Origin of the sequence: Pandoraea sp. NPDC087047, from assembly GCF_044745225.1 — a bacterium.
Classification (GTDB): Bacteria; Pseudomonadota; Gammaproteobacteria; order Burkholderiales; family Burkholderiaceae; genus Pandoraea.
This window is the reverse complement of sequence record NZ_JBIUZU010000004.1, coordinates 452,457-466,934: the sequence shown is the minus strand read 5'-3', so window position 1 is coordinate 466,934 and position 14,478 is coordinate 452,457. Positions and strand designations below refer to the sequence as shown.

Genomic DNA, 14,478 nt, shown 5'->3' with positions numbered 1-14,478 from the left:
TTCGACTGGTTTGCGATCAGTCCAGCGCACGTGCGATGACTTGTCGCTGAATCTCGCTGGTGCCTTCGTAGATTTGCGTGATGCGGGCATCGCGGTAGTGGCGCTCCACCGGATAGTCTTCCAGGTAGCCATAGCCACCGTGAATCTGGATGGCATGGGTGCATACCCACTCCGCCAATTCAGACGCGAAGAGCTTCGCCTGCGAGGCCTCGGACAGGCACGGCAACCCCTGTGTGCGGAGCGCCGCCGCGTGGAGAATCAGGAATCTCGCCGCGTTGATGCGGGTCGTCATGTCGGCAAGCATGTTCGCAATGCTCTGATGCTCGCGAATCGGTTTGCCGAACTGCTGACGCTCGTTCGAATATTTCAGCGCCGCTTCAAATGCCGCACGCGCAACACCAAGCGCCAGCGCGGCAATGCCAATGCGGCCGCCTTCGAGATTGGACAACGCAATCTTGAGCCCCTGCCCCGGTTCGCCAAGCAAGGCGTCGTCGTCGACCTCACAATCAACGAGCGTGATCGGACAGGTATCCGACGCCCGAATGCCAAGTTTATGTTCCGGGTGCCCGACTTCGAATCCCGGCGTGTCGGTCGGCACGATGAACGCCGAGATGCCACGTTTGCCGGCGGCGGGATCCGTCACCGCAAACACGATGGCCATGGCCGCACGCTTGCCGTTGGTCACGAACTGCTTGCTGCCGTTGAGCACCCATTTGTCGCCGCGACGCTCAGCGCGCGTTCGCAAATTGCTGGCCTCCGACCCGGCCTGCGGTTCGGTCAGACAGAAAGCACCGATTTTCCGGCCGGCGGCCAGATCGGGTAGCCAGCGTCGGCGCTGAACATCCGTGCCGAACTTCAGGACCGGCGCACAACCGACCGAATTGTGAACGGACATCATCGTGGCCGTCGAGGCACATCCGGCCGCAATCTCTTCCATCGCCAGCGCATAGGCCGTGTAATCCGTGTACGAGCCGCCGTACTCTTCCGGCACCATCATGCCGAGCAGGCCCAGTTCGCCCATTTGCGCGACCATCGCGTCGGGCAGTGCGCACTCGCGGTCCCATTGCGCGGCATTCGGTGCCAGTTGCTCACTGGAAAATGCGCGTGCCATATCGCGAATCATGCGTTGGTCTTCGGTATAGAAATCCATGCTCTGTCTCCTGCGCCGTGACGTAATCGGAACGAATCGTCGACGTCTGTGCCTGTCGATGGGTCCAGTGTAGGGATCGCGCCGCGTTGGCACCATAGCCAAAAACGGCAAATTGGATGAGCGGAATTGCCATCGGAATCGTCTGTATCCCGATCAGGACAAACCCTTGCTGCAGTCCGCCATCCCGATTGGCCTCGTCCGAGAGTGCCGCGAATCCCTTAGATACCCGGCGCATTCCCCTATCTGCGGAGTGGATAAATCCCTCACCAACTCTGACCCGTTTGGACATTGCTTGTCGCCGACGCCACGCATTAGGATGAATTTCATCACGGCCCCTAAGCGCTGCGCCCTGATCGAAGACGGCGCCAGGGGCACTCAGCCATGTGCGCCAGGTCGTTTTCATCATAGGCGCGCTTGCTGGCCGGCACCCGACTACAGGAGACAACCCATGACTGCGGATTACGCCCGAGCGTACGAGGCGTTCGACCTCGACGCCACTGTGCGCGCCACACTGGACGGCAATCTCGACGCGATGAACGCATGCATCGAGTGCTGCGACCGCCATGCACTTCCCGGACGCATCGCCCTTTTCTGGGAGGGAAAAGACGGCACGAGCCAGACGTGGACGTTCCGGCAATTGCAAACGCTCTCGGCGCGCTTTGCCAACTTCCTGCGCGAACAAGGCGTGCAGCCGGGCGACCGCGTCAGCGGCCTGCTGTCGCGCACACCCGAATTGCTGGTGACGATTCTGGGCACCTGGCGTGCGGGCGCGGTCTATCAACCGCTCTTCACCGCCTTCGGGCCGAAAGCCATCGAGTACCGTCTACAAAGCGCACAAAGCAAGCTGGTGGTGACAGATGCGGCCAACCGCGCCAAGCTCGACGAGGTGGCGAACTGCCCGCCCGTGGCGACCGTCAGCGGGCCGCGCGGTCTGGGCGTGCGTCGCGCCGACTTCAGCTTCTGGCATGAAGTCGAGCAACATGCGCCCGAGTTCGACCCCGTGATGCGGCGCGGCGACGATCCCTTCATGATGATGTTCACCTCGGGCACGACCGGTGCGGCCAAGCCGGTCATGGTGCCTCTGCGCGCCGTCATGGCGTTCGTCGGCTACATGCGCGACGCCGTCGATCTGCGTCCGACCGACACGTTCTGGAACATTGCCGATCCGGGCTGGGCCTACGGCCTCTACTACGCGGTGACGGGGCCGCTCGCGATGGGTATTCCGACAACGTTCTACGACGGGCCATTCAACGTCGAAAGCACCTACCGGATCATCAACAAGCTGGGCATTACGAATCTGGCGGGCTCACCGACCGCATTCCGTCTGCTGATCGCGGGCGGCGACAAAGCGGCCGCCCCCCTCAAGGGGCGATTGCGCGCCGTGTCGAGTGCTGGTGAGCCGCTCAATCCGGAAGTCATCCGCTGGTTCGCGCAGCACCTCGGCGTGACCATCCATGACCATTACGGGCAGACCGAGCTCGGCATGGTCGTGTGCAACCACCATGCGCTCGCGCATCCCGTGCAAGTCGGGGCAGCGGGTTTCGCGTCGCCCGGACATCGGGTGGTCGTACTCGATGAGGACGGTCATGAGTGTCCCGTCGGCCAACCGGGGGGGCTGGCACTCGATCGCACGCAATCGCCGTTGATGTGGTTCGGCGGATACTGGGAGCGAGAGACGCCTGCGTTCGTGGGTGACTACTACCTGTCTGGCGACACCGTCGAGCGAAATGCCGATGGCAGCATCAGCTTTGTCGGACGCAACGACGACGTGATTACGTCGGCGGGCTACCGCATCGGGCCGTTCGATGTCGAGAGTGCGCTGATCGAACATCCCGCCGTGGTCGAGACCGCCGTGATCGGCAAGCCCGATCCGGAGCGCACCGAACTGGTCAAGGCGTTCGTCGTATTGCATCCGCAGTTCGCACCGTCCGAGGCGCTCGCGTGCGAATTGCAGGAGCACGTGCGCCGCCGCCTGTCCACGCATGCCTATCCGCGGGAAGTCGAATTCGTGGCCGAGTTGCCCAAGACACCAAGCGGAAAGCTCCAACGCTTCATTCTGCGCAATCAGGAAATTGCCAAGGCCGCGCAAGCGTCGGCCAATGCGGGCTGAGCATCGCCGCCCTCTCTGGTCTTTTTATAGGAATCGCAGTCCATGCAAATCAAGGATCGTGTCTTTCTCATCACGGGCGCGTCGTCCGGCCTCGGGGCCGCGACCGCACGCATGTTCATCGACGCCGGTGCCAACGTGGTGCTCGGCGACATCAACGCCGAAGCGGGGGCCAGACAAGCGGATGCGCTGGGTGATGCCGCCCGCTTCGTCGCAACCGACATCACGCGCGAAGACGACGTTCAGCGACTGGTCGATACCGCCAGAAGCGCGTTCGGCGGCCTCAATGGCGTGGTCAATTGCGCGGGGCTCGTCATCGGCGAGCGTATTCTCGGCAAACACGGCCCGCATCGGCTCGACAGCTTCGCCCGCATCATCAATGTGAACCTGATCGGCACGTTCAACGTGCTGCGCATTGCGGCAGCGGCGATGGCAGATAGTGTGGCCGACAACGAAGGCGAGCGCGGCGTAGTCGTCAACACCGCATCCATTGCGGCATTCGACGGACAGATCGGTCAGGCGGCGTATGCCGCATCGAAAGGGGGCGTCGCGGCGCTTACCCTACCGGCCGCGCGCGAACTGGCACGCGTTGGCGTGCGGGTCGTGACGATTGCGCCGGGCATCTTCGAGACGCCCATGATGGCCGGCATGACGCCCGAAGTGCAGGCCGCGCTCGGTGCATCCGTGCCCTTCCCGCCGCGCCTCGGACGCCCCTCGGAATATGCCGCACTGGTGCGCCATGTCGTCGAGAACACCATGATCAACGGCGAAGTCATTCGTCTTGACGGCGCCTTGCGCATGGCGCCGAAGTAAGCCGCCGCACACATCGATCTCCTGCGTCACATGCGAATTCGGAATGCGCCGATCCGTTTTTCGGACGGCACCGGAAGCGCCGACAGGGGCCGCACTGCTAGAATTCCTGCGTCCCCCAGCTACGGCACTCCGTCGGTTCCGATTCGCGACGCATGGAAAAAGGCAGCATCTCGATACATTTCGTTATCAACGCATTGGCGCACGTCGAACGACTCGGCGGCGATCCGTGCGCATTGCTTCGCGCCGCCGATATCGCGCCATCGTTGCTTGCGCATCCCCAGGGCCGCGTTTCCGCGGATCGCTATGCACACCTTTGGCGGTTGATCAGCTTTGCGCTCGACGACGAATTCTTCGGCCAGGATTCCCGGCGCATGAAAGTCGGCAGCTTCGCGATGCTGTGTCACAGCGTCATTACCTGCCGTACGCTGGAGCAGGCGTTGCAGCGGGCCTCGCGTTTCATGGGGCTGCTGCTCGACGATCTGGAAATGCATTTGGTGCGCGATGGTGCGCTTGCCCGGCTGGAAGTCCATGAGCGCGCAGACGCCCAGGCGCCGCGCGTCTTCGGGCACGAGACACTGCTGATCCTCTTCTATGCGCTCACCTGCTGGTTGATCGCGCGACGCGTCTCGTTAAGCACCGCGTACTTCGCGTTTGACGAGCCGGTTTATAGCGACGAGTACCGGACCATGTATTCGGCGCGTCTGGTCTTCAATGCGCCCCACACGGCCATCGAATTCGACGCGGCGTGTCTGGACCTGCCTGTCGTGCAGAACGAAGTGAGTGTGAAAGACTTCCTGCGAGCCGCGCCGGGCAACATCATCCTCAAATACAAGAACACCAAGGGGATGGTGGCTCGGGTACGGCGGCGTCTGAAAACCATGTCGACCGATAGCTGGCCGGCGTTCGAGGCCTTGGCGTGCGAGTTCCACACCACGCCGTCCACCTTGCGTCGCCGGCTCGAAGACGAAGGGCAGTCGTATCAGTCGATCAAGGACCAGTTGCGGCGTGATCTTGCGATTCATGCCTTGTGCCACACGTCCAAGCCGATGATGGAGATCGCCTTGTCGTTGGGCTTCTCCGATTCGAGCGCATTCTTCCGAGCGTTCCGGAAGTGGACAGGAGCACGCCCCGGCGATTATCGGCGTCAGGCGGTAGAGGCCTGACGTGCGGAGATTGGCATAGGAATGGGCATATGAGTGGCGGCAATACCCGGTCCCCTGACGTAGCGACTTAACCGGCATTGGAGCGGAGTCAGGGGATCGGGTATTGCTGCTGCCCGGAGGGGAAAGAGGGCGACGAGGGGTTAGGACAGACGGGGGAAATACGGACGGGGCAATGCAGCCGACGGTAATACAACCGATAAAACGGCCCAAAGACAGACGGCCTAAAACAGAGACCCTAAAAAACCCCAGCAACGCCCCCCAAAAAACACAACCAGACCACCAAGCCCCCTCAAAAAAATTCCCACGCCACGAGACCCGGTTGCGCCGATCGACAGGCCAGGTTGCGCCCATTCTCGCGACACCATGCCCTATCCGGGCGCACGCCAGCACTCAACCAGGGCAGGACGCCTGATATTCCAGCGGATTTCGGGACTCATTCCTGCGACAGCGGCCATGCACCGCAATGGGGGTAATTCCGAAGCGCGTCGACTCCCGCTTTTTGTCATCATTGCGCCTGCAAGCTTGACAAGCTGGCGCATGTGGAGCGAGACACCCTGGCCGGAACCGAGAAAAACAAACCATCCGGACTGGCCAAAAGGCACGTATTCCTTTTCTCCTGACGCTTTTGCGATTGCCTATCCCAATAGCCACTCAGGAGCTGCGCCCACCTGCCAAGTGGGCGTTTTTTTGCTGGTTAAACGCTCCCTTCGCAGTGTGGTTCGACCCGCCCGCGGTGTTCTTCACGAGAGAACCCGATGTCCTGGCATGCTTGTTGCTTGTATTTCCAGCATCGGGGATCGACGCCGCCTTGGCCGAGTTTTGACGATAAGTACGCACCAGATTGCATCGGTGAGTCCCCATCGCGAAACCCGGACTCGCCCCCTGCGGCGCCTCCGTTTGTTTTGGGTCGAGGTGTTATGTTTAATGAACTGAGCGACGTTGAATGGCACGCCCTGCGTGATCTGATTTGCGACCGACCGGTCCGTACGGAACGACGCGGACGCCCTCAAGTCGAGCAGCGCACGCTGACCAATGCTGTCTTGTGGGTGCTGTTCACCGGTGAGAGCTGGTCCAAACTTCCCATGCAGTATCCCTCCGTGCCGACTTGCCGCCGCAAACTCAACGAGTGGCGCGAATCGGGCATGCTCGATACGATCCTGAAACGCCTGCAACAATCGGGCCGCGATATCAGCGCCTGTGCAGGTCAGATCAGCAAGCCGGCTCGCAGTACGCCGTGCGGCGACACCGATCGCCTGCGTGGCGTGTTCTGGACGAACCCGGCTTCGTGGAAGCCGCCGGTTGCCGTGCGTTAATGCTTGTTAATGCGCGCGAGTACGTGAGTGCACTGACCCGTGCACTTACCACGTACCCCGACGCAACGATTCCCCCTCGACAGGAATGCCGCGCAACGCTCGCAGCACCGTCAGGCAGGAATTACGGGGTTAGCCAGAAAGCAGCCAAATGCGAGATGTGACCGGGCGGTCCGTCTCGCACCTTGTACCGCGCTCCTCGGCCGCCCCTCTCAGGAAAGCGCTGCCCGCACCGCTTCGGCAATGGCTAGTGACGCCGTCAGGCCCGGCGACTCGATGCCGAACAGGTTGACGAGCCCTGCGACACCGTGCGCCTGCGGTCCGTCGATACGGAAGTCCGCCGCCGGCTCACCCGGCCCGCCGATCTTCGGTCGAATGCCCGCATAGCCCGGTTGCAACGCGCCGTCCGCCAACGTCGGCCAATACCGTCGCACCGCTGCGTAAAAGCCGTCGCCATCCGACGGATTCACCGTGTAATCGATCTCCTCGACCCATTCCACATTCGGGCCGAAGCGCGCCTGTCCGCCGAGATCCAGCGTCAGGTGAACGCCTAGCCCGCCGGGCTCCGGCACGGGATAGATCAGGTGAGTAAACGGCGCGCGCTGGGCACAAGTGAAGTAACTTCCCTTGGCGTAATAACGCTGCGGAATGTGCTCGGGAGCCAGCCCCGCAAACTTGCGGGCGATGTCCACCGCGTAAAGCCCAGCGCTGATGATCACGGTGTTGGCGAGCAACGTCGACGTTTCCCCGCCGGTCTCGACGTCCAGCTCGATGCCGTCGCCACCGCCTACGCGCGCGCCCACGACACGCGCATCGAAGGCGAGCATCGCGCCGGCGTTCTCGGCATCCCCCTGCAAGGCGAGCATGAAGCCGTGACTATCCACGATGCCCGTTGACGGTGAGAGTAACGCACCAAAAGTGTGCAAATCGGGTTCGCGCTGTGCGACTTCAGCGGCGGTGAGCCATTGGAGATCGTCGACACCGCTGGCACGCGCATTGGCGGCGATGGCTTCGAGTTCGCCCACCTGATGATCGGTCGTCGCGACGATCAGCTTGCCGCAGCGGCGATGTTCCACGCCGTGCGACGCGCAGAACTCGTACAGCCGATGCTTGCCCTCGACGCACAGTTTCGCCTTGAGCGAGCCGGGCGGATAGTAGATGCCACCGTGGATGACTTCGCTATTGCGCGAACTCGTGCCGGTGCCGATGGCACGTTCGGATTCGAGGACGACCACTTCGCGCCCGGCCAGGGCCATCGTGCGCGCGACGGCCAATCCCACCACGCCCGCCCCAATCACGACGCAATCGACTTTGTCCATCGCTGTTCCCTGTTTGCCGTTCGAGGATCCCCGATTCGCATGAAGACGCCCCGCCATGGCTGGCTTCGCCTCCTCATGCGAATCGGCTGCGGGATCGGCGCCCGCAGCCTCACGTCTCTTACGTGCCTGGCAAGCTCAGCCGCTTACAGCGCAGCCGTCAGCTCCGGCACCACCGTGAACAGATCGCCCACCAGACCGTAATCCGCCACCGAGAAGATCGGTGCTTCCGGATCCTTGTTGATCGCCACGATCACCTTCGAATCCTTCATCCCCGCCAGGTGCTGAATCGCCCCCGAGATGCCCACCGCCACGTACAACTGCGGTGCCACGATCTTGCCCGTCTGGCCGACCTGATAGTCGTTCGGCACATAACCGGCATCGACCGCCGCGCGCGAGGCGCCCAGCGCCGCACCCAGCTTGTCCGCCAACGGCTCCAACACCTTCGTGTAGTTCTCGCCGCTGCCCAGACCCCGGCCGCCCGAGACAATGATCTTCGCGCTCGTGAGCTCCGGACGGTCCAGCTTCGTCACCTCGCGGCCCACGAACTTCGACACACCCGCGTCCGGCGTCGCAGCTACGGTTTCCACCGCCGCACTGCCACCGGTGGCCGCCGCCGGGTCGAAGCCCGTCGAGCGCACCGTAATGACCTTCACCTTGTCTGCGCTTTGCACCGTCGCAATCGCGTTACCCGCGTAGATCGGGCGCTCGAACGTATCGGCGCTGTCGACCTTCGTGATATCCGAAATCTGCGCGACATCGAGCAGCGCGGCCACGCGCGGCGCGATGTTCTTGCCGTACGCCGTGGCCGTGGCCAGGATGTGCGAATAGTTGCCCGCGATCGACACCACCTCGTCGGCGATGTTCTCCGCCAGCCCGTCGCCAAAGTACGGCGCATCCGCCAGCAGCACCTTCTTCACGCCGGCAATTTGCGCGGCAGCGTCGGCGGCCGCGCGAGCGTTGCTGCCCGCAACCAGCACGTGCACGTCGTCGCCGCATTGCAGCCCTGCCGTCACCGTGTTGAGCGTAGCCGCCTTGATCGATTGGTTGTCATGTTCTGCAATGACCAGAATGCTCATCTCGTCGTCTCCTTAAATGACCTTGGCTTCGGTCTTCAGCTTCTCGACGAGCGTTGCCACGTCCGCCACCTTCACCCCCGCGCTGCGCTTGGGCGGCTCGGCCACCTTCAGCGTCTTCAGGCGCGGGCTCACGTCCACGCCCAGATCCGCCGGCTTGACGCTCTCCAGCGGCTTCTTCTTCGCCTTCATAATGTTGGGCAGCGTCACGTAACGCGGCTCGTTCAGGCGCAAGTCCGTCGTGATCACCGCCGGCAGCGACAGCGACACGGTCTCCAGACCGCCGTCAACTTCGCGCGTGACCTGCGCGCGGTTGTCCGCCACCGTCACCTTCGAGGCAAACGTTGCCTGCGGCAGCTTCGCCAGCGCCGCGAGCATCTGACCAGTTTGATTGGAATCGTCGTCGATCGCCTGCTTGCCCAGGATCACCAGTTGCGGCTGCTCCTTGTCGACGATCGCCTTGAGCAGCTTGGCCACCGCCAGCGGCTGCAGCGCTTCGTCCGACTCGATCAGGATCGCGCGATCCGCACCGATCGCCAGCGCCGTGCGCAGCGTCTCCTGCGACTGCGCAACCCCCGCCGACACCGCGATCACTTCCGTCGCCACGCCCGCTTCTTTCAGGCGCACCGCCTCTTCCACCGCGATTTCGTCGAACGGATTCATCGACATCTTCACATTCGCTATGTCGACGCCACTCCCGTCGCTCTTCACGCGAACCTTTACGTTGTAATCCACTACCCGTTTGACCGGTACCAGGATCTTCATGCGGAACTCCCTTGAATCAGAAAAACCGGGCGGCCTGCCGTCATCACGGCACCCGCCGCCCGAGAACACACGAACTTACTCGATTTCTCGCCCTTTCGTCTCGGGCAACATAAAAGCGGTAATCAATACGACAAAGTAGGCGCCGCCGGCAAACATGCCGATGGCCGTGCCCAGGCCGCTGGTCTTGGCCAGATAGCCGACCAGACTCGGGAACAGCGCGCCAAAGCCGCGCCCGAAGTTATACGCGAAGCCCTGCGCGTTGGCACGCACGGCCGACGGGAACAGCTCCGTCAGATACGCACCCATGCCGCTGAAAATGCCCGACGCCGCGAAACCCAGCGGGAAGCCGAGGATCAGCATCTGGTCATTGCTCAACTGGAACTGGGTGTATGCGTAGATGCTCACGCCCGAGAGCACAGCGAAGATCAGCAGGTTCGCGCGACGCCCCAGGCGGTCGGTCAGATACGCCCCCGTCAGATAGCCGATGAACGAACCGAGAATGATCACGAGCAGATAGCCGCCCGTGCCGATCACCGACAGATGACGCTCCGTCTTCAGGAACGTGGGCAACCACGTCGTCACGGCATAGTACCCGCCCTGCACGCCCGTGCACAGCAGGGCCGAGAGCGCCGTCGTCTTGATCAGCGCCGGCGAGAAAATCGCCCATGCCGAGGTGCGCTGGGCCGCCGCCGCCTCGCGTTTGCGTGTGCGCTCGAACAGCTCGGGCTCGGGCACGTTCTTGCGGATGAAAAGCACGAACAGCGCCGGAATCACGCCAATCCAGAACAGCGCGCGCCACGCATATTCCTCCGGCAGCAGCGAGAACGACGCCGTATAGCACAGCGCCGCCACCGCCCAGCCGATGGCCCAGCCGCTTTGCACAGTGCCCACGGCACGTCCGCGATACTCGGTGCGAACGATTTCGCCCATGAGCACCGAACCCACCGCCCACTCGCCGCCGAAGCCCAGTCCCTGCAAGGCGCGCAGCACGAAGATCTGCTCGAAGTTCTGCGCGAAGCCGATCAGCACCGTGCAGACGGAGAACCACAGGATCGTCACCTGCAGGATGCGCACGCGCCCATAACGGTCGGCAAGCACGCCGGCAAGCCAGCCACCGACGGCTGAGAACAGCAGCGTCACCGTCGCCAGCATGCCGGCCTGTCCCTTGTCGATGCCGAACACGGTGATCAGTGTCGAGATCACGAAAGTGAACACCATGAAGTCGAGCGCATCGAGCGCCCACCCACCGAACGCGGCAACGAACGTGTGCCGCTCGGTCTTGTTCATCTGGCGATACCAATCCATCTTGTCTCCTCCTTAATCCTTGAAATTCCTTGAAATTCCCGGGAATTCCTCGGAATTTTTCTGAGAACCCGCTGAATGGCAAGAGCGCGACGTGCGCCCGACCGTGATGCCGACGTCAGAACACGAATCAGACCGTTGCCGGGAAACCGTACAGACGCGCCGGATTGTCCACGAGAATGCGGCGACGCGTCTCGGCGTCGGGCGCCCATTGCGGCAGCAGATTGCGCAACGCGCCCGTGTTCGGCATGCGCGTGAGCGACACGTGCGGCCAGTCGCTGCCCCAGACCATGCGATCGGGCGCGTCTTCGATCAGCGCCTGCGCGAACGGGGTGACGTCGTCGAACGCCGGAAACCGCTCGCTGATGCGATACGCCCCTGAGAGCTTGACCCAGTAACCGTGATCGCGCACGAGCGAGCGCAGCGCGGAAAAGCCCGGCGCATCGAGCCCCTGCGCCACGGGGGTGTGCCCCATGTGATCGACGATGCCCGGCACCGGCAGCGTCGTCATGCGTGACATAAGTTCCGGCAACGCGCTCACATCCATCAGGAATTGCATGTGCCAGCCCAAATCCTTGATGCGATGCGCGAGCGTCTCCATCGCCGTAAAACCGATGCCGCCACCGAACAGCACATTGATGCGCAACCCGCGAACGCCCGCCGCATGCATCGCTTCGAGTTCGGCATCGGTCACCTCCGGCGTCACCACGGCGATGCCACGAAGACGATCCGGGTGACGTCGCAGCGTCTCGAGCATGTACCGGTTATCGGTGCCGTAGACGCTGATCTGCACCAGCACGCCATACGTCATGCCCGTGGCGTCGAGCATCGCGAGGTATTTGTCCTCGGGCGCGGGCGGTGGCGTGTAGCTGCGCTCGGGCACCATCGGGTACGCGTCGCTGGCAGCGACCACGTGCGCATGGGTATCGACAGCACCGAACGGCACCTCGAACGTGGGCGGATCGATCTCCGGCAGCGGGCCAAGACACAGCGGCGCGCCGGGGGCGGAAGTTGCGGTCATGTCGACTCCTCGAAAGGTGCGAGGGCGACAGTGACAACGTCGGGCCCACGCCGGGGTAAAAACGTTCGGCGACTAAAACTTGAGGCACCGGAACGTCCGGCGCCCCGCGTGCGGCAAACCGTTACAGCAGCTTGCCCGGATTCATGATGCCGGCCGGATCGAACACGGCCTTGATGTCGCGCATCAGACGCAGTTCGAGCGGCGACTTGTACTTCGCGAAGTCGTCGCGCTTGAGTTGTCCGATGCCATGCTCGGCGCTGATACTGCCATGAAAGCGCGCCACTTCGTCGAGCACCTCGGCGGTAATCGCCTTGCCGTGTGTCGCCATGAACTCTGCCGGTTCACCGGCCGGGCGCGACAGGTTGTAGTGCAAATTGCCGTCGCCGAAATGCCCGAAGATGAACGGGCGCACCTGCGGGCACACGCGTCGCACGCGCGCTTCGGCACTCGTCATGAATTCCGGAATGGCTTCGATCGGCAGCGAGATATCGTGCTTCAGATGAGGGCCGTCGGCGCGCTGCGCCTCGGAAATTTCCTCTCGCAGCTTCCACATCTCCTCGACCTGACCGAGGGTGGACGACACCACGGCGTCGGCACACAGATCGCGCTCGATGGCCGTTTCGATCACGCGCTCCAGCAACGCGTTGAGGGCCTGCTCGTCGGCCGTGTCGGCCAGTTCCACCAGCACGTAACCGGGGTGGCGCTCGCCAAACGGCGCACGCACGCCGGGCACGTGGGCCATCACGAGATCGACGCACTCGCCCGTGAAGAACTCGAACGCCTGCATGCGCGGGCCGCATTCGGCGAACAGCAGTTCGTAGAGTTCGAGCGCCTGACGCGGCGATGTCACGGCGGCGATGACCACCTGACGCACCGGCGTGGGCGCGTACAGACGCAGCGCCGCCGCCGTGATTACGCCGAGCGTGCCTTCCGAGCCGATCAGCAACTGCTTGAGGTCGTAACCGGTGTTGTCCTTGCGCAGCGTGCGCAGGCCGTGGAGTATCTCGCCGTTCGGCAGCACCGCCTCGACGCCGAGCACCAGCTCGCGCGTCATGCCGTAGCGAACGACGTTCACGCCCCCGGCGTTCGTCGCGAGATTGCCGCCAAGCTGGCACGAGCCCTCGGCCGCCAGACTGAGCGGCAGCAGACGATTCGCGTCGCGCGCCGTGCGTTGCAAGTCTTCGAGAATGCAACCGGCCTCGGCGACCATCGTATTGGCAATAGTGTCGAGACTGCGCACGGCGTTCATCCGATCGAGACTGAGCACCACGTTCTGTGCGGACTTGTCCGGCGTCGCGCCGCCGCACAGCCCGGTGTTGCCGCCGCGCGGCACAACCGGCGTGGCCGTACTCTGGCACAGCGCGAGGATCTTCGCGACGTCCTGCGTCGAGCGCGGACGCACGACAGCCTGCGCATTGCCGCGATACAGGCCGCGCCAGTCGGCAAGCCACGGGGCGATATCGTCGGCGGAAGTGAAAACGCTGTCGGCACCGACGGCGTCAATGAGACGTTGAGCAAAAGCAGTGAGGGTCATAGGTTCACGCGTCGGGGGTTACGGTGCGGGGTATGCGGGAAGTCCGGGGAGTGCAAATAAACGGCATCTGACGACGCTCAGGCGCGCGTGGGCGCAATCGCGCCAGTGATGATGTCACGCCCGGGCAGCGTCAGCCCGAGACGCGCCGAAGCACGCAACAGATGCGAGAGCGACGCCTCGCGCGCGCGCAGCGGGTCGCGCGCCTTGATGGCATTGAACACGGCCACGTGCTCCTGATGCACCTGCGCGGCGAGGCCTTCGTGACGCAGCGTGTTGGTGCGCGCAGCCTGCACGACCTGACGGATTTGCAGGTTGAGGTATTGCAGAAGGTCCGCGTAATAGCGGTTGTGCGTGGCGCGCGCGATGGCGGCATGAAACGCCGTATCGAACTCCACGCCGTTTTCTGTGTGATACAGGTTCGTTTCCAGTTTCCCGAGAATCTCGGCGAGATGACGAATGTCTTCCGCGGTGTGACGCACGGCGGCGAGCGCCGCGGCAGTGCTCTCCAGATCCAGACGCAGCTCGTAGACGCTGGCGAGATCGGCCGCGTCCTGCCCCACGGGAACCTGAAAACCACTTTGGGGTGTGCGCGCCCTCACCGTCACGCCAGCGCCCTGACGGCTGTCGATCAGCCCCTGCGCGCGCAAACGCTCCGTCACCTCGCGAATCACCGCGGGGCTCACGCCATACGTCTCGGAGAGCTGCTTGCCGGTCGGCAGTCGCGTACCGATGGGGTAGACACCCTGCCGGATCGCGTCCTGCAACTGTTGCGCGACCTGCTCGGTCAGGGTCTTGGGCTTGGTCGTCATCCGTTCACATTACCTGATACTTTTCTGGTTTGCATGTTATCTGAAAACTTTAATAACACTGCATCGCGTTAACCCTTAGAACGCCCGCCATCGACGTCGATGAAAAACAAAG

At 63.2% G+C, this 14,478-nt stretch carries 12 protein-coding genes; 4 read left to right on the top strand and 8 right to left on the bottom strand.

From position 1 onward, the window contains the following. Positions 1-16: 16 nt before the first annotated feature. Positions 17-1,150: an acyl-CoA dehydrogenase gene (locus tag ACIPHM_RS10055; protein ID WP_400327396.1), complete on the bottom strand. Its 1,134-nt coding sequence runs from the start codon at positions 1,148-1,150 to the stop codon at positions 17-19. 448 nt (positions 1,151-1,598) lie between these two features. On the opposite strand from ACIPHM_RS10055, the gene ACIPHM_RS10050 reads away from it, so the two are divergent. The 4 genes from ACIPHM_RS10050 (at position 1,599) to ACIPHM_RS10035 (ending at position 6,546) form a co-directional block, all read left to right on the top strand. Next, entirely contained in the window at positions 1,599-3,260 is a 1,662-nt protein-coding gene (locus ACIPHM_RS10050) for an acyl-CoA synthetase (RefSeq protein ID WP_400327394.1), read from the top strand. Between the two features lie 42 nt (positions 3,261-3,302). Then, complete coding sequence (locus ACIPHM_RS10045; protein WP_400327392.1) at positions 3,303-4,070, top strand: SDR family NAD(P)-dependent oxidoreductase; 768 nt, start codon at positions 3,303-3,305, stop codon at positions 4,068-4,070. Between the two features lie 152 nt (positions 4,071-4,222). Continuing rightward, the gene (locus tag ACIPHM_RS10040; RefSeq protein WP_400327391.1) at positions 4,223-5,233 is read left to right on the top strand and encodes an AraC family transcriptional regulator; all 1,011 of its coding nucleotides are present in this window, start codon (positions 4,223-4,225) and stop codon (positions 5,231-5,233) included. Between the two features lie 917 nt (positions 5,234-6,150). After that, entirely contained in the window at positions 6,151-6,546 is a 396-nt protein-coding gene (locus ACIPHM_RS10035; RefSeq protein WP_039399697.1) for a transposase, read from the top strand. 209 nt (positions 6,547-6,755) lie between these two features. On the opposite strand, the gene ACIPHM_RS10030 is transcribed toward ACIPHM_RS10035, so the two are convergent. From ACIPHM_RS10030 to ACIPHM_RS10000, 7 genes are all read right to left on the bottom strand, one after another. Continuing rightward, positions 6,756-7,862 (bottom strand): NAD(P)/FAD-dependent oxidoreductase, encoded by a 1,107-nt coding sequence (locus ACIPHM_RS10030; RefSeq protein ID WP_400327389.1) that lies wholly within the window; start codon positions 7,860-7,862, stop codon positions 6,756-6,758. 143 nt (positions 7,863-8,005) lie between these two features. Then, a complete protein-coding gene (locus tag ACIPHM_RS10025) occupies positions 8,006-8,938 on the bottom strand; it encodes an electron transfer flavoprotein subunit alpha/FixB family protein (protein WP_400327056.1) in 933 nt (310 codons plus the stop codon). Between the two features lie 12 nt (positions 8,939-8,950). Then, complete coding sequence (locus ACIPHM_RS10020) at positions 8,951-9,700, bottom strand: electron transfer flavoprotein subunit beta/FixA family protein (protein WP_400327054.1); 750 nt, start codon at positions 9,698-9,700, stop codon at positions 8,951-8,953. Positions 9,701-9,775: 75 nt separating this feature from the next. Beyond that, positions 9,776-11,005: an MFS transporter gene (locus ACIPHM_RS10015; RefSeq protein ID WP_400327388.1), complete on the bottom strand. Its 1,230-nt coding sequence runs from the start codon at positions 11,003-11,005 to the stop codon at positions 9,776-9,778. Between the two features lie 127 nt (positions 11,006-11,132). Continuing rightward, a complete protein-coding gene (locus tag ACIPHM_RS10010) occupies positions 11,133-12,023 on the bottom strand; it encodes an amidohydrolase family protein (protein ID WP_400327386.1) in 891 nt (296 codons plus the stop codon). 121 nt (positions 12,024-12,144) lie between these two features. Continuing rightward, positions 12,145-13,557, bottom strand: a complete 1,413-nt coding sequence (locus ACIPHM_RS10005) for an FAD-binding oxidoreductase (protein ID WP_400327384.1) — start codon at positions 13,555-13,557, stop codon at positions 12,145-12,147. A gap of 77 nt (positions 13,558-13,634) precedes the next feature. Next, positions 13,635-14,366, bottom strand: a complete 732-nt coding sequence (locus ACIPHM_RS10000) for a FadR/GntR family transcriptional regulator (protein ID WP_400327382.1) — start codon at positions 14,364-14,366, stop codon at positions 13,635-13,637. Between the last annotated feature and the right edge of the window lie 112 nt (positions 14,367-14,478).

Bases quoted from the DNA above. Each gene is read 5' to 3' on its own strand.
- ACIPHM_RS10055 (WP_400327396.1), bottom strand. From the start codon at position 1,150: ATGGATTTCTATACCGAAGACCAACGCATGATTCGCGATATGGCACGC.
- ACIPHM_RS10050 (WP_400327394.1), top strand. From the start codon at position 1,599: ATGACTGCGGATTACGCCCGAGCGTACGAGGCGTTCGACCTCGACGCC.
- ACIPHM_RS10045 (WP_400327392.1), top strand. From the start codon at position 3,303: ATGCAAATCAAGGATCGTGTCTTTCTCATCACGGGCGCGTCGTCCGGC.
- ACIPHM_RS10040 (WP_400327391.1), top strand. From the start codon at position 4,223: ATGGAAAAAGGCAGCATCTCGATACATTTCGTTATCAACGCATTGGCG.
- ACIPHM_RS10035 (WP_039399697.1), top strand. From the start codon at position 6,151: ATGTTTAATGAACTGAGCGACGTTGAATGGCACGCCCTGCGTGATCTG.
- ACIPHM_RS10030 (WP_400327389.1), bottom strand. From the start codon at position 7,862: ATGGACAAAGTCGATTGCGTCGTGATTGGGGCGGGCGTGGTGGGATTG.
- ACIPHM_RS10025 (WP_400327056.1), bottom strand. From the start codon at position 8,938: ATGAGCATTCTGGTCATTGCAGAACATGACAACCAATCGATCAAGGCG.
- ACIPHM_RS10020 (WP_400327054.1), bottom strand. From the start codon at position 9,700: ATGAAGATCCTGGTACCGGTCAAACGGGTAGTGGATTACAACGTAAAG.
- ACIPHM_RS10015 (WP_400327388.1), bottom strand. From the start codon at position 11,005: ATGGATTGGTATCGCCAGATGAACAAGACCGAGCGGCACACGTTCGTT.
- ACIPHM_RS10010 (WP_400327386.1), bottom strand. From the start codon at position 12,023: ATGACCGCAACTTCCGCCCCCGGCGCGCCGCTGTGTCTTGGCCCGCTG.
- ACIPHM_RS10005 (WP_400327384.1), bottom strand. From the start codon at position 13,557: ATGACCCTCACTGCTTTTGCTCAACGTCTCATTGACGCCGTCGGTGCC.
- ACIPHM_RS10000 (WP_400327382.1), bottom strand. From the start codon at position 14,366: ATGACGACCAAGCCCAAGACCCTGACCGAGCAGGTCGCGCAACAGTTG.